This window comes from Burkholderiales bacterium, assembly GCA_023511995.1.
Taxonomy (GTDB): Bacteria; Pseudomonadota; Gammaproteobacteria; order Burkholderiales; family Thiobacteraceae; genus Thiobacter.
Genome location: JAIMAL010000021.1, coordinates 16,577 through 42,888 on the forward strand (window position 1 = coordinate 16,577; position 26,312 = coordinate 42,888).

General features: G+C 65.7%; 22 protein-coding genes and 1 riboswitch. Of the genes, 15 read left to right on the forward strand and 7 right to left on the reverse strand.

The window, feature by feature from the left end; translation table 11 throughout:
• Positions 1-43 precede the first annotated feature (43 nt).
• From hemL to K6T56_10540, 3 genes are read right to left on the reverse strand one after another with little or no spacing between them, the layout of a single operon-like run.
• Positions 44-1,324 carry a glutamate-1-semialdehyde 2,1-aminomutase gene (gene hemL, locus K6T56_10530; protein MCL6556786.1) on the reverse strand — a complete coding sequence of 427 codons (1,281 nt, stop codon included), beginning with the start codon at positions 1,322-1,324 and terminating at the stop codon, positions 44-46.
• On the reverse strand, positions 1,321-1,971 hold the full coding sequence (gene thiE / locus K6T56_10535; GenBank protein MCL6556787.1) for a thiamine phosphate synthase: 651 nt from the start codon (positions 1,969-1,971) through the stop codon (positions 1,321-1,323). The genes hemL and thiE overlap by 4 nt, the downstream gene beginning before the upstream one ends.
• Entirely contained in the window at positions 1,955-2,791 is an 837-nt protein-coding gene (locus tag K6T56_10540; protein MCL6556788.1) for a hydroxymethylpyrimidine/phosphomethylpyrimidine kinase, read from the reverse strand. The genes thiE and K6T56_10540 overlap by 17 nt, the downstream gene beginning before the upstream one ends.
• 72 nt (positions 2,792-2,863) lie before the next feature.
• Here K6T56_10540 and K6T56_10545 point away from each other — a divergent pair, with 72 nt between their 5' ends.
• From K6T56_10545 to K6T56_10570, 6 genes are all read left to right on the forward strand, one after another.
• A complete protein-coding gene (locus K6T56_10545) occupies positions 2,864-3,046 on the forward strand; it encodes a rubredoxin (protein ID MCL6556789.1) in 183 nt (60 codons plus the stop codon).
• A 338-nt stretch (positions 3,047-3,384) separates the two neighbouring features.
• Positions 3,385-3,756, forward strand: a complete 372-nt coding sequence (locus K6T56_10550; GenBank protein ID MCL6556790.1) for a response regulator — start codon at positions 3,385-3,387, stop codon at positions 3,754-3,756.
• A gap of 43 nt (positions 3,757-3,799) precedes the next feature.
• Positions 3,800-4,159, forward strand: a complete 360-nt coding sequence (locus K6T56_10555) for a response regulator (GenBank protein MCL6556791.1) — start codon at positions 3,800-3,802, stop codon at positions 4,157-4,159.
• A gap of 9 nt (positions 4,160-4,168) precedes the next feature.
• Positions 4,169-4,684 carry a chemotaxis protein CheW gene (locus K6T56_10560; protein ID MCL6556792.1) on the forward strand — a complete coding sequence of 172 codons (516 nt, stop codon included), beginning with the start codon at positions 4,169-4,171 and terminating at the stop codon, positions 4,682-4,684.
• A 56-nt stretch (positions 4,685-4,740) separates the two neighbouring features.
• Entirely contained in the window at positions 4,741-6,852 is a 2,112-nt protein-coding gene (locus K6T56_10565) for a methyl-accepting chemotaxis protein (protein ID MCL6556793.1), read from the forward strand.
• A 19-nt stretch (positions 6,853-6,871) separates the two neighbouring features.
• A complete protein-coding gene (locus tag K6T56_10570) occupies positions 6,872-12,529 on the forward strand; it encodes an Hpt domain-containing protein (GenBank protein ID MCL6556794.1) in 5,658 nt (1,885 codons plus the stop codon).
• A 3-nt stretch (positions 12,530-12,532) separates the two neighbouring features.
• Here the strand turns inward: K6T56_10570 and K6T56_10575 are convergent, their stop codons facing one another.
• Together K6T56_10575 and thiC are read right to left on the reverse strand one after the other, a co-directional pair.
• On the reverse strand, positions 12,533-13,354 hold the full coding sequence (locus K6T56_10575) for an undecaprenyl-diphosphate phosphatase (protein MCL6556795.1): 822 nt from the start codon (positions 13,352-13,354) through the stop codon (positions 12,533-12,535).
• A gap of 54 nt (positions 13,355-13,408) precedes the next feature.
• Positions 13,409-15,322, reverse strand: coding sequence for a phosphomethylpyrimidine synthase ThiC (gene thiC, locus K6T56_10580; GenBank protein MCL6556796.1), 1,914 nt, complete (start codon positions 15,320-15,322; stop codon positions 13,409-13,411).
• A 29-nt stretch (positions 15,323-15,351) separates the two neighbouring features.
• A riboswitch (TPP riboswitch) is annotated at positions 15,352-15,444 on the reverse strand.
• Between the two features lie 63 nt (positions 15,445-15,507).
• Here thiC and K6T56_10585 point away from each other — a divergent pair.
• Genes K6T56_10585 through K6T56_10595 form a run of 3 tightly spaced genes read left to right on the forward strand, consistent with a single transcriptional unit; the run spans position 15,508 to position 17,826 of the window.
• Positions 15,508-16,161 (forward strand): protein-L-isoaspartate O-methyltransferase, encoded by a 654-nt coding sequence (locus K6T56_10585; GenBank protein ID MCL6556797.1) that lies wholly within the window; start codon positions 15,508-15,510, stop codon positions 16,159-16,161.
• On the forward strand, positions 16,161-16,484 hold the full coding sequence (locus tag K6T56_10590) for a sulfurtransferase (protein MCL6556798.1): 324 nt from the start codon (positions 16,161-16,163) through the stop codon (positions 16,482-16,484). Before K6T56_10585 ends, K6T56_10590 begins: the two co-directional genes overlap by 1 nt.
• Positions 16,485-16,509: 25 nt before the next feature.
• Positions 16,510-17,826, forward strand: coding sequence for a TolC family outer membrane protein (locus K6T56_10595; protein MCL6556799.1), 1,317 nt, complete (start codon positions 16,510-16,512; stop codon positions 17,824-17,826).
• A gap of 27 nt (positions 17,827-17,853) precedes the next feature.
• Here K6T56_10595 and waaA read toward each other — a convergent pair whose 3' ends face one another.
• Together waaA and waaC are read right to left on the reverse strand one after the other, a co-directional pair.
• Positions 17,854-19,092, reverse strand: coding sequence for a lipid IV(A) 3-deoxy-D-manno-octulosonic acid transferase (waaA, locus tag K6T56_10600; GenBank protein MCL6556800.1), 1,239 nt, complete (start codon positions 19,090-19,092; stop codon positions 17,854-17,856).
• Entirely contained in the window at positions 19,092-20,111 is a 1,020-nt protein-coding gene (waaC, locus tag K6T56_10605) for a lipopolysaccharide heptosyltransferase I (GenBank protein MCL6556801.1), read from the reverse strand. The genes waaA and waaC overlap by 1 nt, the downstream gene beginning before the upstream one ends.
• Between waaC and K6T56_10610 the strand changes: the two genes are divergently transcribed.
• The 6 genes from K6T56_10610 (at position 20,110) to fusA (ending at position 26,212) form a co-directional block, all read left to right on the forward strand.
• Positions 20,110-20,868, forward strand: a complete 759-nt coding sequence (locus K6T56_10610; GenBank protein ID MCL6556802.1) for a glycosyltransferase family 2 protein — start codon at positions 20,110-20,112, stop codon at positions 20,866-20,868. The two genes, waaC and K6T56_10610, sit on opposite strands and share 2 nt — an antisense overlap.
• Positions 20,865-21,875: an NAD-dependent epimerase gene (locus tag K6T56_10615; protein MCL6556803.1), complete on the forward strand. Its 1,011-nt coding sequence runs from the start codon at positions 20,865-20,867 to the stop codon at positions 21,873-21,875. Before K6T56_10610 ends, K6T56_10615 begins: the two co-directional genes overlap by 4 nt.
• Positions 21,876-21,885: 10 nt before the next feature.
• Entirely contained in the window at positions 21,886-22,977 is a 1,092-nt protein-coding gene (rfbB, locus tag K6T56_10620; protein MCL6556804.1) for a dTDP-glucose 4,6-dehydratase, read from the forward strand.
• A gap of 180 nt (positions 22,978-23,157) precedes the next feature.
• Positions 23,158-23,535 carry a 30S ribosomal protein S12 gene (gene rpsL, locus K6T56_10625; GenBank protein MCL6556805.1) on the forward strand — a complete coding sequence of 126 codons (378 nt, stop codon included), beginning with the start codon at positions 23,158-23,160 and terminating at the stop codon, positions 23,533-23,535.
• Positions 23,536-23,572: 37 nt separating this feature from the next.
• Positions 23,573-24,043 (forward strand): 30S ribosomal protein S7, encoded by a 471-nt coding sequence (gene rpsG / locus K6T56_10630; protein ID MCL6556806.1) that lies wholly within the window; start codon positions 23,573-23,575, stop codon positions 24,041-24,043.
• A 78-nt stretch (positions 24,044-24,121) separates the two neighbouring features.
• On the forward strand, positions 24,122-26,212 hold the full coding sequence (fusA, locus tag K6T56_10635) for an elongation factor G (protein MCL6556807.1): 2,091 nt from the start codon (positions 24,122-24,124) through the stop codon (positions 26,210-26,212).
• Positions 26,213-26,312 lie beyond the last annotated feature (100 nt).

The following is a 26,312-nucleotide window of genomic DNA, read 5'->3' on the forward strand; positions in this document are numbered from 1 at the left end:
AAGGGAGGCCTCAACCTCCCTTTTTTATTGCGGGCACGGGCGGCTAGAAGCTGGCAAAGGCCCGCTCGGCTGCCTCCAGGGTGAAGGCAAGCTCCGCCTCGCCGTGGCTTGCGGAGACGAAGCCCGCCTCGAAGGCGGAGGGGGCGAGATAGACCCCGGCTTCCAGCATGGCGTGGAAGAAACGGTTGAAGGCTTCCCGGTCGCAGGCCATCACTTCCTGGTAAGTGGTGGGGGGCCGCGGGCTGAAGTAGAGGCCGAACATCCCCCCCACGGACTGGGCGCTGAAGGGCACGCCGTGCCGGTGGGCGGCCTCGGTGAGCCCCTGCATGAGCCGCGCCGTGGTGTCGGCCAGCCGCTCGTAGAAGCCTGGCGCCATCACCGCCTTCAGGGTGGCGAGCCCCGCCGCCACCGCCACCGGGTTCCCCGACAGCGTGCCGGCCTGATAGACGGGGCCGTTGGGGGCAAGCTGTTCCATGATTTCCCGCCGGCCGCCGAAGGCGCCCACGGGCAGGCCGCCGCCGATCACCTTGCCCAGGGTGGTGAGGTCGGGCGCAATGCCAAACAGGCCCTGGGCGCCTTTGAGCCCCACGCGGAAGCCGGTCATCACCTCATCGAAGATCAGTACGGTGCCGTGGGCGCTGCAGAGGCGGCGCAGGGTTTCCAGAAAACCCGGCGCAGGCAGCACCAGGTTCATGTTGCCGGCGATGGGCTCGACGATGACGCCGGCAATCTGCGGCCCCAGCTCGGCGAACACCGCTTCCACCGCCGCCGTGTCGTTGTAGGGGAGGGTGAGGGTGTGGGCGGCCACTTCCACGGGGACGCCCGCGGAGCTCGGCTGTCCGAAGGTGAGGGCGCCGGAGCCTGCCTTCACCAGCAGGCTGTCGGCGTGGCCGTGGTAGCAGCCCTCGAACTTGACGATCTTGCTGCGGCCGGTGAAGCCGCGGGCGAGCCGGATGGCGCTCATGGTGGCTTCCGTGCCGGATGAGACCAGACGCACCTCTTCCAGACCCGGCAGCAGCGTGGTGAGGCACTCCGCCATTTCCAGCTCGCGGGCGGTGGGGGCGCCAAAGGAGAGCCCAGCCTCCGCCGCTTCCTTCACCGCGGCCACCACCTCGGGATGGGCATGGCCCAGGATCATGGGCCCCCAGGAGCCCACGTAATCCACATAGCGCCGGTCGTCTTCGTCCCAGAGCCATGCGCCCTGGCCGCGCTTGAAAAACACCGGCGTGCCGCCCACGGCGCGAAAGGCGCGCACCGGGGAATTGACACCGCCCGGGATCAGGCGGCGGGAGCGTTCGAAAAGTTCTTCATTGCGGGAGCTCATCGAGTGGACTTCTCCTCATCGGAACGGGTTGCGAAGAGGCGGCTGAAGCGGGCGGCGGCATCCCGCACATCCGGCGCCTCGAAGAGGGCGGAGATGACCGCGACCGCATGGGCACCGGCGGCGATGACGGCAGGGGCATTCTCCGGCGTGATGCCGCCGATGGCCACGATGGGTACCGCAAGCTTCTGCCTTGCCTCGGTGATAAGCGTCAAGGGGCAAAGCGGGGCATGGGGCTTCGTCGGCGAGGGGAAACAACTGCCAAAGGCCACATAGTCGGCGCCTGCGGCGGTGAGGCGCTCCGCCCGGGCGAGGTCCTGGTAACAGGAAACACCGATGAGTTTGTCCGGGCCCAGATTGACCCGCGCTTCCAGTAGCGACGCATCCTCCGCACCCAGGTGCACGCCGTCAGCCTCGGTGAGGGCGGCAAGCCGCACATCGTCGTTGATGATGAGGGGCACCCCGTGGCGGTGGCAGAGGCGTTTGAGCTCCGTCGCCTGCTCGTGGCGCAGCGCCACATCGCCGGATTTGTTGCGGTACTGCACGAGGCGGGCCCCGCCCGCCAAAGCCTCGCCGACCAGGAACAGGAGGCGTTCCGTGTCGGCCATCTCCGGCGTGAGGGCATAAAGCCCTTCAACCTTCGCTTTCATCCTCCTCCCCGGGTTCCTCCCGCGCCCAGAACAGCCGGTCCGGCAGATGTTGGCCCATGCCGGGCCGGAAACCGTGTTTGAGGGTGTGCCAGGTGTATTCCTGGGCGGTGCGCACCGCGCTGACGATGTCCGCCCCCTGGGCGATGGCGGCAGCGATGGCCGAGGCGAGGGTGCAGCCGGAACCGTGGAAGCTGCCGGGCAGCCGCGGCCAGCGGTCGCGGCGGATCACTCCCGCTTCGCCAAAGAGCGTGTTCACGACTTCCGCCCCGGGCTCGTGGGTGCCGGTGATCAGGACATACTCACAGCCGGTGGAGATGAGGCGCGCAGCGCATTCCTCCAGGGTGAGCGTGTCCTCTTCCTCCCCCTCGCCCCCGGCAAGGCGCCGCGCTTCGAGGCTGTTGGGCGTGAGCAGCGTGGTTTGCGGGATGAGGAGTTCCAGGAGCGCGGAGACCATGTTGTCGGTGGCCAGCTCATCGCCCCGCCCGGAAGCGAGCACCGGATCGAGGATTAAGGGAACGTCAGGGTAGTCGGCCACCACTTCGGCGATGGCGGCGATGTTCTCCACACTGCCCACAAGCCCGATCTTGAAGGCCGCCACCGGCATGTCTTCCAGCACCGCCCGTGCCTGGTCCGCCACCCATTCCGCATCCAGGGGCAGGACGGCCTCCACCCCCACCGTGTCCTGGACGGTGATGGCGGTGATGGCACTCAAGGGGTGACAGCCCATGGCGGCCAGGGTCAAAACGTCGGCCTGGATGCCGGCGCCGCCCGAGGGGTCGGTTGCGGCAAAGCAGAGAACGATGGGCGGCGCATCAGGCATGGGCAGGGGCGAAGCGGTATCCCGCCCCGCCGATCACGGGTAAAATTGCATTTTAACCTGATTTTCCTCCCCATGAGCGACGACCGACCCTATCGCACTTTCATGTGTCTCATCTGCGGCTTCATCTACGACGAAGCCAAGGGCCGCCCGGAAGACGGCATCCCCCCCGGCACCCGCTGGGAAGACATCCCCCCCAACTGGACCTGCCCGGACTGCGGCGCGCGCAAGGAAGATTTCGAACTCCTCGAAATCTGACCGTGCCGGCGGGCCCCTCGCTCAAGGGGCGCATTTCATGCCTTGGGCATGGCGTCCCGGCCGCCTTGCCCACTTCCCCTCAAGGATTTTTTCCTGCGACCGTTATAGCCCTTAGCCGCCAGCTACCCTGGAGGCTGGTACGGAACTTGCTCGGCTTGCCGGGCGGGTTTTTTACAGGGGGTCGGGGCCGGAAAACTTCGGGTATTGCTTGAGAAAATCCCCTTGCAGGGCTTGATTTTCTTATACAATGCCGAGACCGGGCCCGGCTACGGACGACATAACGAGAGTGGGTTGGGGGTTGTGTGGCTGAGACAAACAAACTGGCTGGCGTCAAGGTGATGGTCATCGACGACAGCAATACCATCCGCCGCAGCGCGGAAATCTTTCTCGCCCAGGCGGGTTGCGAGGTCATCCTCGCCGAAGATGGTTTCGATGCCATGGCCAAGATCGCCGATCATCAACCGGATCTGATTTTCGTCGATATCATGATGCCGCGTCTGGACGGCTACCAGACGTGCATGCTCATCAAAAAAAACCAGCGCTTCCGCAACACACCGGTGATCATGCTGTCCAGCAAGGACGGCCTGTTCGACCGCGTGCGTGGACGCATGGTCGGTTCCGACGAATATCTGACCAAACCCTTCACCAAGGAAAGCCTGCTGCAGGCGGTGCGCAAGCACGTGCTGGCAAGCCCCGCGGCGGCGGCGTAAGTTTGGTTTCGAGCACGAAAGACAGAGGATAAGCAACATGCCCATCAGCAAAGTCCTGGTCGTTGACGACTCTCCCACGGAACGCCACTTCCTTTCCGAAATCCTGAGCAAGCAGGGCTATCAGGTGATCATGGCGGAAAGCGGCGAGGAGGCGATGGAAAAGGCGAAAAGCCAACGCCCCGACCTCATCCTCATGGATGTGGTGATGCCGGGGTTGAACGGCTTTCAGGCCACGCGCGCCCTCACCCGCGACGAGGAAACCAAGCACATCCCCGTCATCATGTGCACCTCGAAGGGCCAGGAGACGGACAAGGTTTGGGGCATGCGCCAGGGGGCGCGGGATTACCTGGTCAAACCCATCAATCCGGACGAGTTGCTGCGCAAGATCGCGGCCCTCGGTTGATTCTCCTCCATGGCAAGAAAAACCAGTCTCAGGGAGTTCCAGGAAAGCGTCGTTGCCCGCCTGCAAAATGCCACGGCGGCGGGCGCGACGGCGGTGGCCTCCAAAGTGGGGGTCCTGGTGGGCGAGACACGCTGGCTTGTTACTCTCTCCGACGTGGCGGAAGTCATCCCCTTGCCGTCGCTCGCCCCCGTCCCCCTGACCCGGCGCTGGTTCCAGGGGGTGGCCAATGTGCGCGGCGTGCTCTACGGTGTCGTGGATTTCGCCGATTATCTTTACGGCCAACCCACGCCCCCCGGCGTGGACAGTCGACTTTTGCTCATCCATCCCCGTTACGGTGTCAATGCCGGCCTCGTCGTGGCGAAGATGCTGGGGCTCAAACACCCCGACCAGCTCACGCCGGGTGAGGAAGAGGGGCTGCCGCCCTGGGTGAGTGCGGAATACGTGGACGGGGAGGGGGAAATCTGGAAGGAACTCAACATGCAGGGTCTGGTGACCCAGGCGGAATTTCTCAACGTCGGCATCTAGACCGGCGGGCACCCCGGGCGGGGTAAACGGACGGGATCAAGGAACGGAGACGGATCATGGCATTGTTCACAAGGAAAGCCGGCAACAAGAAAGGCGAAACCGCGCCCCTGCACACCACGCTGATCATGCAGGGGTTGCGCAAGCTGTCGGGCAAGGAGCCGACCCAGCTGCCCCTCATCGGCCACCTGCCTGCGGAAAAGCAGCAGCTCTATTCCGGTGTCGCCGCCCTGGTGTTCATCCTGCTTGCCCTGGGCACGCTGGGCCTCAACGCCTACTTGGTGGGCAACAAGGCCAAGTACGTGGGAACGGCAACGGAGATGCAGATGCTCTCCCAGCGGGTGGCCAAGGGCGCCCAGCAGGCGGTCCTGGGCAACCCCGAGGCGTTCAAACAACTGAAAGACGCCAGGAACCGTTTCGACCAGGATCTGAAGCGCCTCATGTATGGCGAGGGCACCCTGCCCGCCTCGCCCTCCTCCATCCAGCCCATCCTGAAGGAGCTGGACGCGGCCTGGAAACCCATGGCCCGCCAAACCGACCAGATTCTGCAGCAGGAAAAAAGCCTGGTGGAGCTCAACCGGGCGGTGGCGGCCATCAATGCCGCCAATGTGCAAATGCAGGAGCTGGCGGAACAGGTAGTTTCCCTCATGTCCCAGACCGGTGCCGCGGTGCGTGACGTGTCCATGGCCTCGCAGCAGGTCATGCTCACCCAGCGCATGGCCAAGAACGCCAACAACCTCCTGTCTTCCGACGTGATCGATCCGGAGGTCGCTTTCCTTTTGGGCAAGGATGCGAACACGTTCCGTGACGTGCTGCTGGCCCTCCTCAACGGCAGCGAGGATTTGCGCATCAACGCGGTGAAGGACCCGGATACCCGGGAAAAACTCAAAGAACTGAACGCGGTGTTCAACGACTTCTACGCCAACGTCAACAGCATCCTCAACAACATGCAGAACCTGGTGAACGCCAAGCAGGCGGGACGGGAGCTGTTCGTGGGTTCCGACAAACTGCTGCTGCTCACGCAGAAACTCACCCAGGCGTATGAAAACATCGGCCGCGTTGCCGGTCCTTGGCTTGCCGCCCTGTTTGGCCTCATCGGCATCTTCGCCGCCGTGCTCTTTGCCTGGTCGGTGGTGAACGAGGCGCGGCGCCGGGCGATCCAGAGCGAGGAGGAAAACAAGCGCAACCAGGAAGCGATTCTGCGCCTGCTCAATGAAATGGGCGATCTGGCGGAGGGCGACCTCACCGTGCGCGCTTCGGTGACCGAGGACATTACCGGCGCCATCGCCGACTCCATCAACTACACCATCGACGAGCTGCGGCTTTTGGTCTCCGAGATCAACAAGGCCACCGAGCAGGTGACCCAGGCTACCCAGCAGGCGCAGAGCATTTCCGCGCAGCTTCTCGAAGCGGCGCAGCGGCAGTCGAAGGAGATCGAGGAAACCTCCGCCTCCGTGCTGCAGATGACGGAATCCATCAACGAAGTGTCGGCCAGCGCCGCCGAGTCGGCGCGGGTGGCACAGCAATCCCTGGAGGCGGCGCAAAAGGGTCAGGAGGCGGTGTACAACCAGATCGCCGGTATGAACGAAATCCGCGAACAGATCCAGGAGACCGCCAAGCGCATCAAACGTCTGGGCGAATCCTCGCAGGAGATTTCGGAGATCGTGGAGCTCATCTCCGACATCACCGAGCAGACCAACATCCTCGCCCTCAATGCGGCCATCCAGGCGGCTTCCGCCGGCGAGGCCGGGCGGGGCTTCACCGTGGTGGCAGAGGAGGTGCAGCGGCTGGCGGAACGTTCCGGCGAGGCGACAAAACAGATCGGGGCCATCGTCAAGACCATTCAGACCGACACCCAGGACGCGGTGGCGGCCATGGAGAGAAGCACCCAGGGGGTGGTCGAAGGGGCCAAGCTTTCCGATGCCGCCGGCCAGGCGCTGGCGGAGATCGGTCGCGTGTCGCGGGAGCTCGCTGCCCTCATCGAGAACATTTCCCAGCGCACCCAGGCCCAGGCGGAAATGGCCAGGATCGTGGCGCGCAACATGCAGGACATCCAGGCCATCACCAACCAGACCACGGAAGGCACCAAGCAGACGGCGGTCTCCATCGGCCAGCTGGCGGCGCTGGCGGCCGATCTGAAGGGTTCCGTCGCGGGCTTCAAGCTGTCCTGAGCACGAGCGGGAGCAGGTCGTGACCACACCCTCGGATTTCGACATCGGTCCCCTCACCTGGGTCAAGGGCGAGATCGACGCCGCGCTGGCCAAGGCGCGGGAACAGCTCACCCTCTTTGCCGGCAACACCGCCGATGCGACACCGCTGAAATTCGCCCGCACCCATTTGCATCAGGTGACCGGTGCAGTGCAGATGGTGGGGCTCGACGGCCTCGGCCGCTTTGCCGAGGAGGTGGAGAATCTTCTCGCCGCCTTGGAGGCGCGCGAGGTGGAGGCGGACGGGGAGCGCCTCGATCGTGCCGATCAGGGACTCACCGCGATCGGCAAATATCTGGACGACCTGCTCGCCGGCGCGCCCGACGTGCCTTTGCGCCTGTTTCCCACCTACCGCCTGCTGCTCGAGGCGCGCGGGGTGGACAGGATCAGCGAGTCGGACCTCTTCTATCCCGACCTCAGCGTGCGGGCGCCCAAGGGCGCGAGGCCGTCGCCGGTTGACGAGGAGAGCTTCCCCCGCTTTGTGCGCAGCGAGCGGACGAAATACCAGAAGGGCCTGCTCAAGTGGCTGCGCAACCCGGAGGACAAGGAAGGCCTACGGGAGATGAAGGCGGCCCTCGAGGCCATCGAGGCCACCCAGACGCAACCGGCCAACCGCACCTTCTGGTGGAACGCAGTGGCCTATCTGGACGCCCTGCTCGAAGGGGGGCTTGAGCCCGCGTTCCCGCTGAAGTCCCTGTGCGCCCGCATCGATCAACAAATCCGGCGCCTTGCCGAGCGGTCCAGCAAGGTGGCGGAGCGGCTTTTGCGCGATGTGCTCTACCACGTGGCGCGGGCGAAGCCGGCCACGGAGCGGCTGGCGGCGGTGAAGGAGGCCTATGGGCTTGAGGCCTACCTCGCGCCCGCGCCTGTGGGCGGCAGCCCGGTCGATGAGGAAATGGAACGCCTGCGCCCGCTGCTGCGGGAGCTTGCCGAGCTCGTCGCCGCGGCCAAGGATGCCTGGCTCAAGTTCACCGCCGGCAATCCCGACGCCCTCAAAAACTTCCACGCCCAGGCCGTGCGCCTTGCCGAAAAGGGGCAAGGCCTCAACCACGCGGCGCTCACAGAGCTCCTCGAGGGCATCCGCAGTGGCGCCGATCGATTGCTTGCCGGCGGCGCCCGCAACGAAAGCGTGGACATGGAAATGGCCACTGCCCTGCTGCTGGCGGAAAACGCCGTCGAGAACTTCGCGCGGCTTTCCCCGGCCTTTGTCGGCCAGGCCCACGTCCAATGCCGGCGGCTTCAGGCGGCATTGGCCGGCGAGCCCCTGGAAGGCATCGAAATCGTGCCGCTGCTCGACGAAATGGCGCGCCGCGCCCAGGAGAAGCTGCTGCTCGCCCAGGTGGGGGCGGAGATCAAGACCAATCTGCGCCATGTGGAACAGGTGCTGGATGCCTTCTTCCGCGATCGCAGCAAGCGGGGCGACATTCCCGGGCTCACCCCTTACCTCAACCAGATCGCTGGGGCGCTGCGCATCCTCGAGCTGGAACGCGCCGCAGAACTCCTCAATGCCTGCCAGCGTCTCATCGACCGCTTCGCCGATCCCGCCTACGAGCCCACCCAGGAGGAACTGGAGCTTTTGGCGGAAGGGCTGTCCAGCCTCGGCTTCTACGTGGAGGCGGTGCAGCATGGGCGCAGTGACGCCTTCGAGATTCTGGCACCGGTCATCAAACGTTTCCCGGGCCTGAAGCGCCGCGAAGAGGAGAGGGAAGCGGAAGAGGAGACCGTGCTGCCACCCCTGGCCAGCGTGGAGGCGGGCCTGGAAGAGCAGAAGCGGCAGGCGGAGCGCCTCTATGCCGCGTGGAAGGCAGATCCTACCGACGCCAACCGGGAAGCGCTGCTCTCCCAGGTGGCGCTGCTCCAGCAGGATGCCGACCTCATGGACGACGCCGCCCTCAAGGAAAAGGCCACGCGGGTGCTCGATCTCCTCTCCGGTGGCAGTGCCGGCGAAGAACTGGATGCCGCCATGGCGGCCCTGGTGGCACCCAAGGTGGCCGCCGTCACCCCCTCCGCGGAAGCCGCGGCGCTGCTCACGGCGAGCGAGGAGGTCATCGACCGGGAGATGCTGGAAGTCTATCTGGAGGAGGCGCAGGAGGTGCTCGCCACCATCCGCAGCCAGCTCGCCCAGGTGCGTCTTACGCCGTCGGATCATGCCGCCCTCACCACCATCCGGCGGGGGTTCCACACCCTCAAGGGTTCCGGCCGCATGGTGGGGCTCACCGACCTCGGGGAGGTGGCATGGGGCATCGAGCAGACCATGAACAAGTGGCTGCAGGAGGAGCGGGATGCAACGCCTGCCCTCCTCGACATGCTCCAACATGCCCATGACGCCTTCGTCGGCTGGGTGGATACCTTGAACCGCGAAGGTCATGTCACCGTGGATGCTGCCGAGCTGCTCGCCAAGGCGGCGGCCCTGCGCGGTGAACCGCCGCCGCCTCCTGGCGGCGGGGCGCCGGTGCCCGAAACCCCGTCGGCGGCGGAGACTGGGGCCCAGCCGGCTGGCGCGGAGGCGGCTGCCCCAGAGCAGACTTCGGGGGCTTCGGTTGCCGCAGGGCCGGCGCAAAAGCCGCAAGTCGCCGAGGCCCGGGAGGTGCCGGCGGGGGAGGTGGCGGAGGCCGCGTCCGTTGCCGAAGGGCCTGCCATCGAGGCCATCATCGAAACGCTGCCCGCGTCCACCCCCAGCGAAATCGACATCGGCGGGCGCCCCATCTCGACCACCCTGTACGAGCTCTTTCTCGCCGAGGCAAAGCAGCACCTCGCAAGCCTGGAAAGCGGCCTTGTTGCCCTGCGGTCCGAGCCTGTCTTGCCCGTGCGCTACGAGTTCATGCGGGCGGCCCACACCCTGGGCGGGATTTCCAGCACGGTGGGCTTGGCTGCCCCGGCCGATCTCGCCTACGCCCTCGAACAGTATCTGGTGGACCTCATGGACCACCCGCGCCTGCTGCCGGCGGAGGAAGTGGAACTCCTCACCCGCACCATCGGGACGCTGAAAGAGATGGTGGAGGAAGTGGCGCAACGGCGCGCACCGAGCGCCGCCGAAGCCCTGGTGGAGGCCTTGGCGAGCCGACGGGCTGCGGCCGTCGCCGCGCGGGCCGAGGCGGAGGGCGAACCGACCGTGGTCGAGGAGCCGGCAGCGAAGGATGTCGAGGCGGAAGCTTCGGCCTTTGCCCCAGTGGAGACGCCCACTGCGGTGGAGGCGGAGGGGCCGGCGGATGCCGAGGTGGAAGCCTCGGGCTTGGTCGAGGCGGAAACGCCGCCCCCTGGGCAAGCGGAAGCGCCGGCTCCGGTGGAGACCGTGGCGGCTACTCGCGCGGGGTCGTCCGGGGAAGCTTTGCGAAAGCCCGAGGAAACTGCCAAAGCCCCTGAGCCGGTGGCCGCGCCCCCCGGGCTGCGGGATGACCTGGACGCGGACCTGTTGCCCATCTTCCTCGAAGAAGCCCAGGAGCTCATGCCCTTCATCGGCAACCAGTTGCGCGCCTGGCGGGGCGCGCCCGGCGACAAGGCCGCCCAGCAGGCGCTGCAGCGGGCCCTGCACACCTTGAAAGGTTCGGCCCGCATGGCGGGTGCCATGCGTCTGGGGGAGATGACCCATCAGATGGAGGCACGGGTCATCGCCGCCATGGAGGGGGGCGCGCCAGAGCCTGCCCTCTTCGACGAACTGGAAACCCATTTCGATCGCATCGGCGACCTCTACGAGGCGCTACTGCGGGGGGGAGCCCCGGCCGAGGAGACCAAACCGGCGCCCGCGCCGGGGCCTGTGCCGGTGGTGCTGGGTCTGCGCGCCCAGGCGACGGAATTGCGGCCGGCTGCGGTCGCCGACACCGACGCCGCGCGCGCCCTGCTGCGCGTGCGTGCCGATCTCGTGGACCGGCTGGTGAACGAGGCCGGCGAGGTGAGCATCGCCCGCTCCCGCATCGAAGGCGAGATGCGGGCCTTCAAGCAATCCCTCAAGGAACTCACCGACAACGTGATCCGCCTGCGGGCGCAATTGCGCGAAGTGGAAATCCAGGCGGAAACGCAGATGCAGTCCCGCCTCTCCATGGCGCAGGACGCGCATCAGGAATTCGATCCGCTGGAGTTCGACCGTTTCACCCGCCTGCAGGAACTCACGCGCATGATGGCGGAATCGGTTAACGACGTTTCCACCGTGCAGCAGGCGCTGCTCAAGAACATCGACGAGGTGGAGGCGGCGCTGCTCGCCCAGGCGCGCATGACCCGCGAGTTGCAGCAGCAGCTCATGAACATCCGCATGGTGCCGCTGTCCAGCATCACCGAAAGGCTGCACCGCATCGTCCGCCAGACGGCGAAGGAACTGGACAAGAAGGCGGCGCTCGCCGTCGAGGGCGAAAACGTCGAACTGGACCGCAGTGTCCTGGAAAAGATGACCGCGCCCCTGGAGCATCTCCTGCGCAACGCGGTGGCCCATGGCCTGGAGGGCGAAGCGGAGCGGGCGCGTGCGGGCAAGCCGGAAACGGGACAGATTCGCCTCACCGCCCGCCAGGAAGGCAACGAGGTGGTGCTGGTGGTGAGCGACGATGGCGCCGGCATCGATCTTGCGCGGGTGCGTGCCAAAGCGGTGGAGCGCGGCATGATCGCTGCCGATGAAGAGGTCTCTGCGGCGCGGCTTACGGAAATGATCTTCCAGCCGGGCTTCTCCACGGCGTCCGAAGTGACGCAGATCGCCGGCCGCGGCGTGGGCATGGACGTGGTGCGCAACGAGATCGCCGGTCTGGGCGGGCGCATCGAGGTGAGCTCGGAGCCGGGGCGGGGCACCACTTTCACCATCTATCTGCCGCTGACGCTGGCGGTAACCCAGGCGGTGCTGGTTGAGGCGGGGGGCCGGCTTTATGCCGTGCCGTCGAGCATGGTGGAGCAGGTGCAGGAGCTGCGGCCGGAACCTCTTGCCGAAGCCTATCGCAAGGGGCAGGTGGAATGGCTCAACAATGTCTATCCCCTGCACTATCTGCCGCGGCTTTTGGGCGATGAATCGACGCAGCCGGAGGCCAAACTCTACAGCTCCGTCATGCTCCTGCGCAGCGGCAGTCAGCGTTGCGCGCTGCATGTAGATGCGCTGGAGGGCAACCAGGAGATCGTCATCAAGAACATCGGCCCGCAGCTGGCGCGGGTGACGGGGATCTCCGGTGCCACCGTGCTGGGCAACGGCCAGATCGTCCTCATCATCAATCCCGTCCAGCTTGCCCACCGGGAAGCGCCCCACGTGGCGGCGCAGGTGGTCAAGCCCACCAAGGAGGTCGCGGCGGCGCCCGTCATCATGGTGGTGGACGATTCCCTCACGGTGCGCAAGATCACGGGCCGGCTGCTTGCCAAGGAAGGCTACCAGGTGCTCACCGCCAAGGATGGGGTGGATGCCCTGCAGCAGTTGCAGGAAACCCTGCCGGCGGTGATGTTGGTGGACATCGAGATGCCCCGCATGGATGGCTTCGAATTGACCAAGAACGTGCGCGGCGATCCCCGCACCCGCCACATCCCCATCATCATGGTCACCTCGCGCACGGCGGAAAAACACCGCAACTACGCCAGGGAGCTTGGGGTGAACGTCTATCTGGGCAAGCCCTACCAGGAGGAGGAGCTCCTCGCCCACATCGAGCGCTTCGTGCACGCGCGCGCCGCGGCCGCAGCCTGAGGGTCAGCCAAGGCGGCCCAGCCAGACGTCGCGATAATAGGCAAGCACGACAAGCCCCAGGCCGATGCGGTACCAGGCGAAGGGGATGAAGCTGTGGTGGGAGACGAAGCGTAACAGCGCCTTTACCGCCAGCATCGCGGCGACAAAGGAAGCGACGAACCCCACGGCAAACACGGGCAGATCGGGCGCCGACAGGAGTTGCCAGTTCTTGTACACGTCGTAGAAGGTCGCCGCAAACATCGTGGGGATGGCAAGGAAGAAGGAAAACTCCGTTGCCGCCCGCCGCGACAGACCGAACACGATCCCCCCCATGATGGTGGCTCCGGCGCGGGATACGCCGGGAAACATCGCCAGCGACTGGGCGAAGCCGATTTTCAGGGCCTGCTGCCAGCTCATGTCATCCACCGTTTCCACCCGCGGCGCATAGACCCGTTTCTCGATGTAGAGGATGGCCAGCCCACCCACGATGAGGGCGGCGGCCACCGTCACCGGGTTGAAGAGATAGGTCTTGATGGCGTGATGGAACATCACGCCCAAGGCGGCGGCGGGCAGAAAACCCACCAGCAGATGAAAGACGAGGCGGCTCTCCCGGGGATGGCGCAAGAAGCCTTGGGCAAGGCGCGCAAGCCGCGCCCGGTAATCCCAGCAGACGGCGAGGATGGCGGCAAGCTGAATGGCGATCTCGAAGACCTTGCCGCGCTCGTCGTTGAAATCGAGGATATCACCGACGAGGATCAGATGGCCGGTGGAGGAGACCGGCAGAAACTCGGTCAGCCCCTCGACAACACCGAGCAAAAGGGCTTTGAGGAGTAAAACGATGTCCAAGGCGGCTCCCGGAAAAGGGGCATTATACCGCCCGGTCCATCGCCGCCTGGGGCCTTACGCCTTGCGGTAGAGCTCGCCGCCGCTTTGCACGAACTCCCGGGCCTTTTCCTCCATGCCGCGGTGCAGCGCCTCTTCCTCACCGATGCCCTGTCGGGCGGCGTATTCGCGCACGTCCTGGGTGATGCGCATGGAGCAGAAATGGGGCCCGCACATGGAGCAGAAGTGGGCGAGCTTGGCGCCCGGCTGGGGCAGGGTTTCGTCGTGGAATTCCCGCGCCCGGTCAGGGTCTAGGCCGAGGTTGAACTGGTCCTCCCAGCGAAATTCGAAGCGCGCCTTCGACAGCGCATTGTCGCGGATCTGGGCGCCCGGATGGCCCTTGGCCAGATCCGCTGCATGCGCCGCCAGCTTGTAGGTGATGATGCCTTCCTTCACGTCCTGCTTGTTGGGCAACCCCAGATGTTCCTTGGGCGTGACGTAGCACAGCATGGCGGTGCCATACCAGGCGATCTGGGCGGCGCCGATGGCGCTGGTGATGTGGTCATAACCGGGGGCGATGTCGGTGGTGAGCGGTCCCAGGGTGTAGAAGGGGGCTTCGTGGCACCAGGCGAGCTCTTTGTCCATGTTTTCCCGGATGAGCTGCATGGGAACGTGGCCGGGGCCTTCAATCATCACCTGCACATCATGCTTCCAGGCAATCCGGGTGAGCTCGCCCAAAGTCTTCAGCTCGGCAAGCTGGGCCTCGTCGTTGGCGTCATGGATGGAGCCAGGCCGCAGGCCGTCACCGAGGGAGAAGGCCACGTCATAGGCCTTCATGATTTCGCAGATTTCCTCGAAATGGGTGTAGAGGAAGTTTTCCTGGTGGTGGGCAAGACACCACTTGGCCATGATGGAGCCGCCCCGGGAGACGATGCCGGTGAGACGGTTGGCGGTCAGCGGGATGTAACGCAACAGCACGCCGGCATGGATGGTGAAGTAATCCACGCCCTGCTCCGCCTGCTCGATGAGCGTGTCGCGGAAGATTTCCCAGGTGAGCTCCTCCGCCCGGCCGTCCACCTTTTCCAGGGCCTGGTAGATGGGCACGGTACCGATGGGCACCGGGCTGTTGCGGATGATCCACTCCCGGGTTTCATGAATGTGCTTGCCGGTGGACAGGTCCATCACCGTGTCCGCGCCCCAGCGGATGGCCCAGGTCATCTTCTCCACTTCCTCGCCGATGCCCGAGGAGACCGCGGAGTTGCCGATGTTGGCGTTCACCTTGACGAGGAAGTTGCGGCCGATGATCATCGGCTCGGATTCCGGATGATTGATGTTGGCGGGGATGATGGCGCGGCCGCGCGCCACTTCCTCGCGCACGAATTCGGGCGTGATGGTCTCCGGAATCGCAGCGCCGAAGGCCTCTCCCCGGTGTTGCCGCGTCAGCAGTTCCGCCATGCGCCGGCCGCCGGGCCCGGCGGCGCGCAGGGATTCCAGATATTCCTGTCGCCGCAGATTCTCGCGGATGGCGACGAATTCCATTTCCGGCGTGATGATGCCCCGCCGCGCATAGTGCATCTGGGTGACCGTCATGCCGGGCTTGGCGCGGCGGGGTTTGCGCGTGAGCTGAAAGCGCAGTTCGGCAAGGCGCGGGTCGTCAAGGCGCGCGCGCCCATAGGCGGAGCTGGGCGCTGCCAGCTCCTCGGTGTCGCCCCGCTCCTCGATCCATTTCTGGCGCAGGGGCGGCAGGCCCTTGCGGATGTCGATTTTCACCGCCGGGTCGGTGTAGGGGCCGGAGGTGTCATAGACGAAGATGGGCGGGTTCCTTTCCGCGCCGAAGGAGGCCGGCGTGTCCGACTGGCGGATCTCCCGCATGGGCACGCGGATGTCGGGACGCGAGCCTTCCACGTAGATTTTGCGGGAGTTGGGGAAAGGCTTGATGGCTGCTTCGTCCACCGTGGCGGTGGCGGCGAGGAATCGGGGATTGGCATTCATGGCGCGCTCCAGGTCGGGGTGGCAGCGGCGGAGGGGGACCGTCGCTTCCCTACGGCGGTATCAACCGCATCAGGTTCAAAGGGTATTTCTCACTCCCTTGCGGGAGACCCCCAGCGAGTCCGTCAAAGGTACGGCATTTGTGGAATAATCGCAAGGAAGCACAAGGAAAAAACCTGGAGGAATCCATGGACTTGGAAAAGGCCCGCTTCAACATGGTGGAAAGCCAGATTCGTCCCTGGGGCGTGCTGGATCAGACCGTGCTCGACCTTCTCTACCGGGTGAAGCGGGAGGAATATGTGCCCCCCGTCTTCCGCAGCCTTGCCTTTTCCGATCTGGAAATTCCCATCGGCCACGGCCAGACGATGCTCGCGCCCAAACTCGAGGCGCGCATGCTGCAGGAATTGCGTCTTTTGCCCACCGACAAGGTGCTGGAAGTGGGCACCGGCAGCGGCTATTTCACGGCGCTTCTGGCAAGCCTCGCCCGGCACGTAGTGAGTGTGGAAATCATCCCCGCCCTATCCGCGGAGGCGCAGCAGAAACTCGCCGCCCATGAATTCACCAACATCACCCTGGAAGTGGGGGATGCCGCGCGCGGCTGGGATAAACACGCTCCCTACGATGTCATCGTGCTCACCGGCGCCACACCGGTGCTGCCGGAACCCCTTTTGGTGAGCCTGCGTCCTGGTGGCCGGCTGCTGGCGGTGGTGGGTGAACCGCCCGTGATGGAGGCGCGCCGGGTGGTCATGGTGGAGCCGGGGGTGTTCGAGACCGAGGACCTTTTCGAAACCTGTATCGCGCCTCTGGTCAACGCCGTAAAGCCGGCGCGTTTCGTGTTTTGATGGAGCACATCACCCCCCGCGAACTGGCCGCCTGGCTTGCCGACCCGCTGCGGCCGCGGCCTTTCATTCTCGATGTGCGGGAGCCCTGGGAATACGACATCTGCCGCCTGCCCGCCGCGCGGCTTCTGCCCCTGCGGCATCTTTTGGAGGGCCTGGCGGAGCTTGATCCGGAACAGCCGACCGTGGTCGTCTGCCATCATGGCATTCGCAGCCGCCACGCGGCCCGTGTGCTTGAGCGGCAGGGATTTCGCGCCGTGTATAATCTCACCGGTGGTCTCGACGCCTGGGCGAGGGAAGTCGATCCCTGCCTGCCCACCTACTGAAATCCCCTTTCGCTGAAGACACCCCATGAAAAAACTCGCGGCGGCGTTTTTTGCCCTCGGACTCTTCACCCCCGCCCACGGCGCGGATCTGCTGACGCTCTATCGTCAGGCGCTCGCCCAGGATGCCACCTATCAGGCGGCGCGCGCCGCCCGCGACGCCGGGCGGGAGAAACTGCCCCAGGCGCGCGCGGGCCTTTTGCCTTCGGTGAATCTGCAGGCCAACACCACCTGGAACGACCAGGAAACCACCTACCGCAGCGGTCCGCTGCCTTCGGGAACGAGCCGCTTCAACAGCCACGGCTATGGCGTGAGCGTGGCCCAGCCCCTCTACCGCCGGCAGAATCTCGCCGCCGTGGAGCAGGCCAAGGCCGTGGTCGAAAGCATCGATGCCCAGTTTTCCCAGGCCGGGCAGGAGCTCGCGCTGCGGGTCGCCCAGGCCTATTTCGACGTGTTGCTGGCGCAGGACAACGTGGCGCTGGCCCGGGCGCAGAAAGAAGCGATCGCCGAACAGCTCGCCCAGGCCCGGCGGGCCTTCGAGGTGGGCACGGCCACCATCACCGACACCCACGAGGCGCAGGCCCGCTATGACCTCATCACGGCGCAGGAAATCGCCGCCACCAATGAACTGGAAATCAAACGCCGGGAGCTCGAGCGCCTGACCGGCACGCCGGTGGAAGCCGTCGATCCCCTGCGCGGCGAGCCTCCCCTTCTGTCGCCGGAAGGCGGCATGGAGACGTGGGTGGAGCGGGCGCTTGCCCACAATCCCAGCGTGGCGGCGGCGCGCGCTGCCCTGAAAGCGGCCAACCAGCAGGTGGAATTCGCCCGCGGTGGCCACCATCCCACCCTCGATCTCGTTGCCAGTTACACCGACAACCGCGTCGGCGGCGGCACCTTCGGCGCCTTCGACCAGACCAGCAAGAGCATTGGGCTACAGCTTGCCATTCCCCTCTACCAGGGGGGTGGCACCGATTCCCGCGTGCGGGAGGCGCTCGCCAACCAGGAGAAGGCCCGCCAGGAGCTGGAAGCGGCGGTGCGCGCCGTCACCCAACAGGTGCGCCAGGCGTACCTAGGGGTCACCAGCGGCATTGCCCAGGTCAAGGCCTTGAAGCAGGCGCTCGCCTCCAGTGAGCTTTCCCTCGAATCCACTCGCCTGGGCGTGGAAGTGGGCGTGCGCACCAGCGTGGACCTCCTCAACGCCCGCCAGCAGCTCTTCTCTGCCAAACGGGACCTCGCCCAGGCCACCTACGGCTACATCCTTTCCCGCCTGCGCCTGGAAGCGGCCGCCGGCGACCTCAACGAAGCCGACCTGGCGCAGACCAACACCTGGCTCGCGGTGCGGTAAGCCCGCCAGCGGTGCGCGCCGTCGCCTTCACAGCCCGAGGAGGGCCAGGGTGCGGGCGGTGGCGCCGCGGTGGGCTTGCGCGAAGCGTCTACCCGCCTCACCCATGGCCCGGCGTTGCTCCGGGTGGGTGAGGAGTTCCGCGGCGGTGGCGATCGCCTCCAAGGCGTTTTCCACCCGCAGCGCGGCGCCCGCAGCGAGGGCGTCCTCGGCGGCCTGGGCGAAGTTGTAGATGTGGGGTCCAAGGAGGATGGGCGTGCCCATGGCGCACGCCTCGATGAGGTTCTGGCCGCCGAAGGGAAGGAGGCTTCCACCCAGGATGGCCACGTCCGCCGCGCCGTAGTAGGCGAACATCTCCCCCATGCTGTCGCCCAACCAGACGCGGGTGTGGGGCGCGACCGCGGTGCCGTCGCTGCGACGTTGGAAGGGGATGCGGCGCTTTGCGAGCAGTTCGGCGACCGTGTCGAAACGCTGCGGGTGGCGGGGGACGATGACAAACAAAAGGTCGGGTACGCTGCAGGTGGCCAGTGCGTCGAGGAGGAGGGCTTCCTCACCGTCGCGGGTGCTGGCGGCCAGCAACACCGGCCGTCCCGGAAAGCGGGCCCGCAGCGCCGCGGCGCGCGCCGCCGCGTCCGGCGGCGGCGTGACATCGAATTTCAGATTGCCGGTCACGTGCACGTTGCGGGCACCCAGGGCCTGGAGGCGCGCCGCATCCGCTTCGGTCTGGGCAGCCACACCGGCAAGTCCTGCAAGCGTCTGTCGCACGAGGGGGCCGAGGCGCGCGTAGCGGCGCGCGGCGGGGGCGGAGAGTCTGGCGTTGACGAGCCACAAAGGCATGTTTTCCTCCCGGCAGCCGGTGATGAGATTCGGCCACAGCTCGGTTTCCATGAGGAGGCCGAGATGCGGCCGGAAATGGCGGAGGAAGCCGCGCACGGCGAAGGGATAATCATAAGGCAGCCAGCTTTGCAGCACGGTGTTGCCGAAAAGCGCGCGGCCGGTCTCGAGGCCAGTGGGCGTCATGTGGGTGAGGAGCACACACGCTTCCGGATGGCGCGTCCGGATGGCTTCGAGCAGGGGCTGGGCGGCGCGGGTTTCCCCCACGGAGACGGCGTGGATCCAGATCACGGGTTTGTCGGGCCGGGTGTCGTAGCGACCGAACCGCTCCCCCAGCCGGCGCAGGTAACCGGGCTGCCGCCGGGCGCGCCAGGCAAGGCGCAGCAATACCGCCGGCAGCAGCAGGAAGAGGAGGAAGGTGTAGAGCCTTCGCATCAGATGAATCCCCGCGCCGCCCAGTCCTCGACCAGGGCGAGCACTTCGGCCACCTCCGGAAAGCGGCCCATCGCGCCCAGATTGGCGTAAGGGGTGGGCGCAAGGACACCGTTTCGCGCGGGATCGGAGCCGCCATAGAGGCCGATGGTGGGGGTGCCCACCGCCGCCGCAAGATGCAGCAGTCCCGTATCCACCCCCACGGCGAGGCGCGCGTGGGCCGCCAGGGCCGCCGCTTCCCCAAGGCGCAGGCGGGGGGCGACCAGCGCCGCGGGGAGTGCCTCGGCGATGCGCCGCGCCCGTTCGTATTCCGCCCCACTTCCCCAGGGCAGCATGAGGCCGAAACCCTTTTGCGTGAGCGCCTGACCGAGGGCGATCCAGTGGGCCTCCGGCCAGAGCTTTTCCGCGCGGCTCGTGGCGGTGAGGAACACCGCATAGGGGCCCGGCGGGGCGAAAGCGGGTGCGGCAGCAGGCCGCGGCAGGCCGTAGTCCAAGGGCAGTTCCCTGGATAGCCCAAACTCCGCGGCGGCAAGCTGCCGGTAGCGCCGCACGGCATGCTCGCCGGGTTCCACCGAGTGGCAGCGGTCATAGAAGAGGGCGGCAAGACGCTCCCGGGCGCAGTCGCGGCAGTATCCCACGTGGGTGCCCCGTGCCAGGCGCGCCAGCACCGCACTCTTGATGAGGCCCTGGGTATCCAGGATGACGTCGTATTCCGCCTGCCCAAGGCGGGCAAGAAAGGCCCTGATCTCGCGCCAGGTGGAAGGGCGCCATGCCTGGCGTCGCCAGCGCCGCAGCGCCACGGGAATCACCGTCCCGATGGCGGGATTAAGCCGCGGAATGTCGGCGAAGGCCTCCTCCACCAGCCAGTGGAGGGTGGCCTCAGGGAAACGGCTGCGGATGTCCGCCACCACCGGGAGGTTGTGGATCACATCGCCCATGGAGGAGGTTTTGACGAGCAGCACCCGCATGGGGCCGACAGCGTACACGGAAACCGGCCTTTGCGCATAGAATGGCGGCTTCATGGCCCGCCTGCCCCTTTCCGTGACCATCATCGCCCGCGATGCCGCCCATGAAATCGGGCCCTGCCTCGATTCGGTGGCGTTCGCCGACGAAATCCTGGTGGTGGATTCGGGTAGCCGGGATGACACGGTGGGGCTGGCGCAGGCCAAGGGGGCACGGGTGATCCAGCAGGCGTGGCTGGGCTACGGCCGGCAGAAACAGTTCGCCGTCGAGGCGGCAGCCCATGACTGGGTGTTGTCGCTGGATGCCGACGAGCGGGTGAGTCCGGAACTGCGCCAGGCGATCGAGGCGGCGCTTGTCGCGCCTGCCGCGGCGGGCTTCGAGATGGCACGCAGAAACCGCTTCCTCGGCCGCTGGCTTGCCCACGGCGAGGGGTATCCGGACTGGTCCCTGCGGCTTTTCGACCGCCGCCGGGCCCGCTGGAGTGAGGACCCGGTGCACGAGAAAGTGATCTGCAGCGGGCCGGTGGAACGGCTGCACGGGGATCTTCTGCACGAATCCTGCGATACCCTGGAACGGTATCTCGCCAAGCAGAACCACTACACCAGCCTGCAGGCGGAGGCGCTCCACCGTCGGGGGGAACAGGCGGGGCTCTTGCGCCTGCTGTTGAGCCCCCTTTTCCGTTTCGTCAGGTTCTATTTCCTGCGCGGGGGCTTTCTCGACGGCCTGCCGGGGTTCATTCACATCGTGATCGGCTGCATGAACAGTTTTCTCAAATACGCGAAGCTTTTTGAGCGACAGGGAAAGGACAGGCATTGAGGATCCTCGTCACCGGCTGCGCCGGCTTCATCGGCATGCATACTGCCCAGCGCCTCATCGCCCGCGGCGACGAAGTGGTGGGGGTGGACAACCTGAACGACTATTACGATGTCAAGCTCAAGGTGGACCGCCTGCGCCAGCTCGAAGGCCGGCGGGGCTTCGCCTTCGCCGAGCTGGACCTCGCCGATCGCGCGGCCTGCCGGGAGCTCTTCAGCAAGGGGCGGTTCGAACGGGTGGTGCATCTGGCGGCCCAGCCCGGCGTGCGCTATTCCCTGAAAAACCCCCAGGCCTACATTGATGCCAACCTGGTCGCCTTTGCCAATGTGCTGGAGGGTTGCCGCCAGAACGGCATCACCCATCTCGTCTACGCCAGCAGTTCCTCGGTCTATGGGGCCAACCGCAAGATGCCCTTCTCCGAGCACGACAACGTGGACCATCCGCTGAGTCTCTACGCCGCCACGAAAAAGGCCAACGAGCTCATGGCCCACACCTACAGCCATCTCTTCGGCCTGCCCACCACGGGTCTGCGTTTCTTCACCGTCTACGGGCCCTGGGGCCGGCCGGACATGTCGCCCTCCCTCTTCGTCGGCGCCATTCTCCGCGGCGAGCCCATCCAGGTTTTCAACGAGGGCAGGATGCGGCGCGACTTCACCTATATCGACGATATCGTGGAGGGCGTGGTGCGCGTCCTCGACACGGTGCCGGCGTCCAATCCGGCTTTCGATCCCCAGCAGCCCGACCCGGCGCAAAGCCACGCCCCCTACCGCATCTACAACATCGGCAACCACGAACCGGTGGAACTCATGACCTTCATCGAGGCCATCGAGGCGGCCGTCGGCAGGAAGGCGCAGAAGATTTTCCTGCCCATGCAGCCGGGGGACGTGGAAGCCACCTATGCGGATACCACCCTGCTGCGGGAGGCGGTGGGCTTTGCCCCGGCCACCCCCTTGAGCGAGGGTATCCGCCGCTTCGTCGCCTGGTATCTGGACTATTACGGCAAGCGCTGAAGGAGACGACATGACCATCCTGGTCACAGGCGGTGCCGGCTTCATCGGTGCGAACTTCGTCCTCGACTGGTTCCAGCACCACGACGAGCCGGTGGTGAACCTGGACAAGCTCACCTATGCGGGCAATCTGCAGAACCTGGCGAGCCTCGAAGGCGATGCCCGCCACATTTTTGTCCGCGGCGACATCAACGACCGCTCCCTGGTGGAGCACCTCCTTTCTGCCCATGAGGTGCGCGCCATCGTCCATTTCGCCGCCGAGTCCCACGTGGACCGCTCCATCCACGGCCCGGAGGACTTCATCACCACTAACATCAATGGCACCTTTCACCTCCTGGAGGCGGCGCGCGCCTACTGGTCGGCCCTGCCGGAAAAGCGCCGCGCCGCCTTCCGCTTCCTCCACGTCTCCACGGACGAGGTGTACGGGTCGCTTGCGCCGGGAAAGCCGCCTTTTTCCGAAACCACCTGTTTTGCCCCCAACAGTCCCTATGCCGCGTCGAAGGCGGCCTCCGACCATCTGGTGCGCGCCTGGCACCACACCTATGGTCTGCCGGTGCTCATCACCCACTGCTCCAACAACTACGGCCCCTACCAGTTTCCGGAAAAACTCATCCCCCTCATGATCCTCAATGCCCGGGCCGGCAAGTCGCTGCCCATCTACGGCGACGGGCGCAACATCCGCGACTGGCTCTATGTCGCCGACCACTGCGCAGCGCTACGGCGGGTGCTGGAAGCCGGCCGGCCTGGGGAGACCTACAACATCGGCGGCCTGAACGAAAAAACCAATCTGGAGGTGGTGCAGGCGATCTGCGCCATCCTGGACCGTCTGGTACCCGAGGGCGCCCCCCATGCCCGCCTCATCACCTTCGTCGAGGACCGGCCCGGCCATGACCGCCGCTATGCCATCGACGCCACGCGGATTAAGCGGGAACTGGGCTGGGAGCCGCAGGAAAGCTTTGCCACGGGGCTGGAAAAGACCGTGCGCTGGTATCTCGCCCACGGCGACTGGGTGGACAGTGTGACCAGCGGCGCCTACCGCGACTGGATCGAGCGCCACTATGGCGCCTCCCTCCCCCCTCAGGGCGCGCCTCCCGGCGCTGCCTGAGCCCTGCGGGCGTTGACAAGGGCAGCCCGCCTCTCTAAAATCCACCGTCTTTTCAGCAGCCCGGAATATAAACCGCCCCGCCGGAAACCAAGCGGGGACGGCTCGGGTGAGGGATCAGAGCACGTTGGGACGGCGCAGGAAGGCGCGCCGTCCCTTCGTTTTTAGCCAAAGGAAGATGCCATGCCAACGATCAACCAGCTGGTGCGCAAGGGCCGCAAGGCACCCGTTTCCAAGAGCAAGGTGCCGGCCCTGCAGGGTTGTCCCCAGAAACGGGGGGTGTGCACGCGCGTGTACACGACGACGCCGAAGAAGCCCAACTCTGCGCTGCGAAAAGTGGCCAAGGTCCGTCTCACCAACGGCTTCGAGGTGATCAGCTACATCGGCGGCGAGGGTCATAACCTGCAGGAGCACTCGGTGGTGTTGATCCGCGGCGGCCGGGTGAAGGACCTGCCGGGTGTGCGCTACCACATCGTGCGCGGCAGCCTGGACACCGCCGGCGTGAAGGACCGCAAACAGGGTCGTTCCAAGTATGGCGCCAAGCGTCCGAAGGCGGCGTGACGCGCAGGCACAGAGAATCTGAAAGACCGAGGAAAGCATGCCACGTCGTAGAGAAGTCCCCAAACGCGAGATTCTTCCCGATCCGAAATTCGGCAACGCGGAAGTGTCCAAATTCATCAACGTGCTGATGATCGGCGGCAAGAAGTCGGTCGCCGAGCGCATCATGTACGGCGCGCTGGAGCAGATTGCCAAGAAGACCGGCAAGGATCCGTTGGAGGTGTTCTCCCAGGCGCTGGCCAATGCCCGTCCCCTGGTGGAGGTCAAGAGCCGGCGCGTCGGCGGGGCCAACTACCAGGTGCCGGTGGAAGTGCGGCCCTCCCGCCGGGTGGCGCTGGCCATGCGCTGGCTGCGGGATGCAGCGCGCAAGCGGGGTGAGAAATCCATGGGGCAGCGCCTGGCCAATGAGCTCATGGATGCGGCAGAGGGTCGTGGCGGCGCAGTGAAGAAGCGCGAGGAAGTGCACCGCATGGCGGAGGCCAACAAGGCGTTCTCCCATTTCCGCTTCTGACGGGGCGGTTTTACCCATCACGAAAGGCGCCGGCGCAAGCGGACGGTGCCTTAAGAAAGAATTTGAGGCTGATTCAAAGTGGCACGTAAAACACCCATCGAACGATACCGCAACATCGGTATCTCGGCGCACATCGACGCCGGCAAGACCACGACCACCGAGCGCATCCTCTTCTACACGGGGGTGTCGCACAAGATCGGGGAAGTGCACGATGGCGCCGCCATCATGGACTGGATGGAGCAGGAACGGGAGCGGGGGATCACCATCACCTCCGCCGCCACCACCTGCTTCTGGCGGGGCATGGACGGCAGCTTCCCCGAGCACCGCATCAACATCATCGACACCCCGGGGCACGTGGACTTCACCATCGAGGTGGAGCGTTCCATGCGCGTGCTGGATGGCGCCTGCATGGTGTATTGCGCCGTGGGCGGGGTGCAGCCCCAGTCGGAGACGGTCTGGCGTCAGGCCAACAAATACCGCGTGCCACGCCTCGCTTTCGTGAACAAGATGGACCGCACCGGCGCCAATTTCTTCCGCGTCGAGGAGCAGATGCGCTCGCGCCTGAAAGCCAACCCGGTGCCCATCCAGGTGCCCATCGGCGCCGAGGAAAACTTCAAGGGTGTGGTGGACCTCGTGCGCATGAAGGCCATCATCTGGGACGAGGCCACCCAGGGCACCCGCTTCGAGCTCGTGGACATCCCGGCCGATCTGCTGGATACCTGCAGGAAGTGGCGGGAGAAAATGGTCGAAGCTGCCGCCGAAGCCTCCGAGGAGCTGATGAACAAATACCTCGAGGAAGGTGATCTGTCCGAGGCGGAGATCAAGCACGGGCTGCGGCTGCGCACCATCTCGTGCGAGATCGTGCCCATGCTTTGCGGCTCGGCCTTCAAGAACAAGGGCGTGCAGGCCATGCTGGATGCGGTGATCGAATACCTGCCCTCCCCGGTGGACATTCCGCCGGTGAAAGGGGAAAGTGAGAACGGCGAGCCCGCGGAGCGCAAGGCCTCCGACGACGAACCCTTCTCGGCGCTGGCGTTCAAGATCATGAGTGATCCCTATGTGGGCCAGCTCACCTTCTTCCGCGTCTATTCCGGCGTGGTCACCTCCGGTGACACCATCTACAACCCGGTGAAGGGGCGCAAGGAGCGGATCGGTCGCCTGCTGCAGATGCACGCCAACCAGCGCGACGAGATCAAGGAAGTGCGTGCCGGCGACATCGCTGCCGCCGTGGGCCTGAAAGAGGCCAGCACCGGGGACACGCTGTGCGATCCGAATCACCCCATCATCCTCGAACGCATGGAATTTCCGGAGCCCGTGATCCATGTGGCGGTCGAGCCGAAGACCAAGGCGGATCAGGAAAAAATGGGTGTGGCCTTGAGCCGTCTGGCGCAGGAGGACCCCTCCTTCCGCGTGCGCACCGACGAGGAGTCCGGGCAAACCATCATCTCCGGCATGGGCGAGCTGCACCTGGAAATCATCGTCGACCGCATGAAGCGGGAATTCGGCGTGGAAGCCAACGTGGGTGCGCCGCAGGTGGCTTACCGGGAGACCATCCGCAAATCGGTGGAGGTCGAAGGCAAGTACATCAAGCAGTCCGGTGGCAAGGGCCAGTATGGTCACGTGGTGCTGGTGCTGGAGCCGCAGCCGGAGGGCGGTGGCTATGCCTTCGTTGACGAAATCAAGGGCGGGGTGGTTCCCCGCGAATTCATCCCCTCCGTGGACAAAGGCGTGCAGGAGGCGATGAAGGCGGGGGTGCTGGCTGGTTACCCGGTGGTGGACGTCAAGGTGCGCCTCGTCTTCGGTTCCTACCACGAGGTGGACTCCAGCCAGATTGCCTTCGAAATGGCGGCCTCCATGGCCTTCAAGGACGGCATGCGCAAGGCCAATCCGGTGCTCCTCGAGCCCATGATGGCGGTGGAGGTGGAAACGCCGGAAGAATACATGGGGGATGTGATGGGCGACCTCAACCGGCGCCGCGGCATCATCCAGGGGATGGAAGACATTCCCACCGGCAAGGTGATCAAAGCGGAAGTGCCCCTTGCGGAGATGTTTGGCTATTCGACGGACCTGCGCTCCATGACCCAGGGCCGTGCCACCTACTCCATGGAATTCAAGCACTATGCGGAAGCACCGAAGCACGTGGCTGACGCGGTGATCAACAAGAAATAGTCTCAACCTTATCGAGAGGATTGATCATGGCAAAGGAAAAATTCGAGCGTAAGAAGCCGCATGTGAACGTGGGGACGATTGGCCACGTGGACCATGGCAA

What these genes read in the sequence shown, in the direction of transcription:
- hemL (MCL6556786.1), bottom strand. Translation starts at nt 1,324, where the DNA reads ATGAGCTCCCGCAATGAAGAACTTTTCGAACGCTCCCGCCGCCTGATC.
- thiE (MCL6556787.1), bottom strand. Translation starts at nt 1,971, where the DNA reads ATGAAAGCGAAGGTTGAAGGGCTTTATGCCCTCACGCCGGAGATGGCC.
- K6T56_10540 (MCL6556788.1), bottom strand. Translation starts at nt 2,791, where the DNA reads ATGCCTGATGCGCCGCCCATCGTTCTCTGCTTTGCCGCAACCGACCCC.
- K6T56_10545 (MCL6556789.1), top strand. Translation starts at nt 2,864, where the DNA reads ATGAGCGACGACCGACCCTATCGCACTTTCATGTGTCTCATCTGCGGC.
- K6T56_10550 (MCL6556790.1), top strand. Translation starts at nt 3,385, where the DNA reads ATGGTCATCGACGACAGCAATACCATCCGCCGCAGCGCGGAAATCTTT.
- K6T56_10560 (MCL6556792.1), top strand. Translation starts at nt 4,169, where the DNA reads ATGGCAAGAAAAACCAGTCTCAGGGAGTTCCAGGAAAGCGTCGTTGCC.
- K6T56_10565 (MCL6556793.1), top strand. Translation starts at nt 4,741, where the DNA reads ATGGCATTGTTCACAAGGAAAGCCGGCAACAAGAAAGGCGAAACCGCG.
- thiC (MCL6556796.1), bottom strand. Translation starts at nt 15,322, where the DNA reads ATGAATGCCAATCCCCGATTCCTCGCCGCCACCGCCACGGTGGACGAA.
- K6T56_10585 (MCL6556797.1), top strand. Translation starts at nt 15,508, where the DNA reads ATGGACTTGGAAAAGGCCCGCTTCAACATGGTGGAAAGCCAGATTCGT.
- K6T56_10590 (MCL6556798.1), top strand. Translation starts at nt 16,161, where the DNA reads ATGGAGCACATCACCCCCCGCGAACTGGCCGCCTGGCTTGCCGACCCG.
- K6T56_10595 (MCL6556799.1), top strand. Translation starts at nt 16,510, where the DNA reads ATGAAAAAACTCGCGGCGGCGTTTTTTGCCCTCGGACTCTTCACCCCC.
- waaA (MCL6556800.1), bottom strand. Translation starts at nt 19,092, where the DNA reads ATGCGAAGGCTCTACACCTTCCTCCTCTTCCTGCTGCTGCCGGCGGTA.
- K6T56_10610 (MCL6556802.1), top strand. Translation starts at nt 20,110, where the DNA reads ATGGCCCGCCTGCCCCTTTCCGTGACCATCATCGCCCGCGATGCCGCC.
- waaC (MCL6556801.1), bottom strand. Translation starts at nt 20,111, where the DNA reads ATGAAGCCGCCATTCTATGCGCAAAGGCCGGTTTCCGTGTACGCTGTC.
- rfbB (MCL6556804.1), top strand. Translation starts at nt 21,886, where the DNA reads ATGACCATCCTGGTCACAGGCGGTGCCGGCTTCATCGGTGCGAACTTC.
- rpsL (MCL6556805.1), top strand. Translation starts at nt 23,158, where the DNA reads ATGCCAACGATCAACCAGCTGGTGCGCAAGGGCCGCAAGGCACCCGTT.
- rpsG (MCL6556806.1), top strand. Translation starts at nt 23,573, where the DNA reads ATGCCACGTCGTAGAGAAGTCCCCAAACGCGAGATTCTTCCCGATCCG.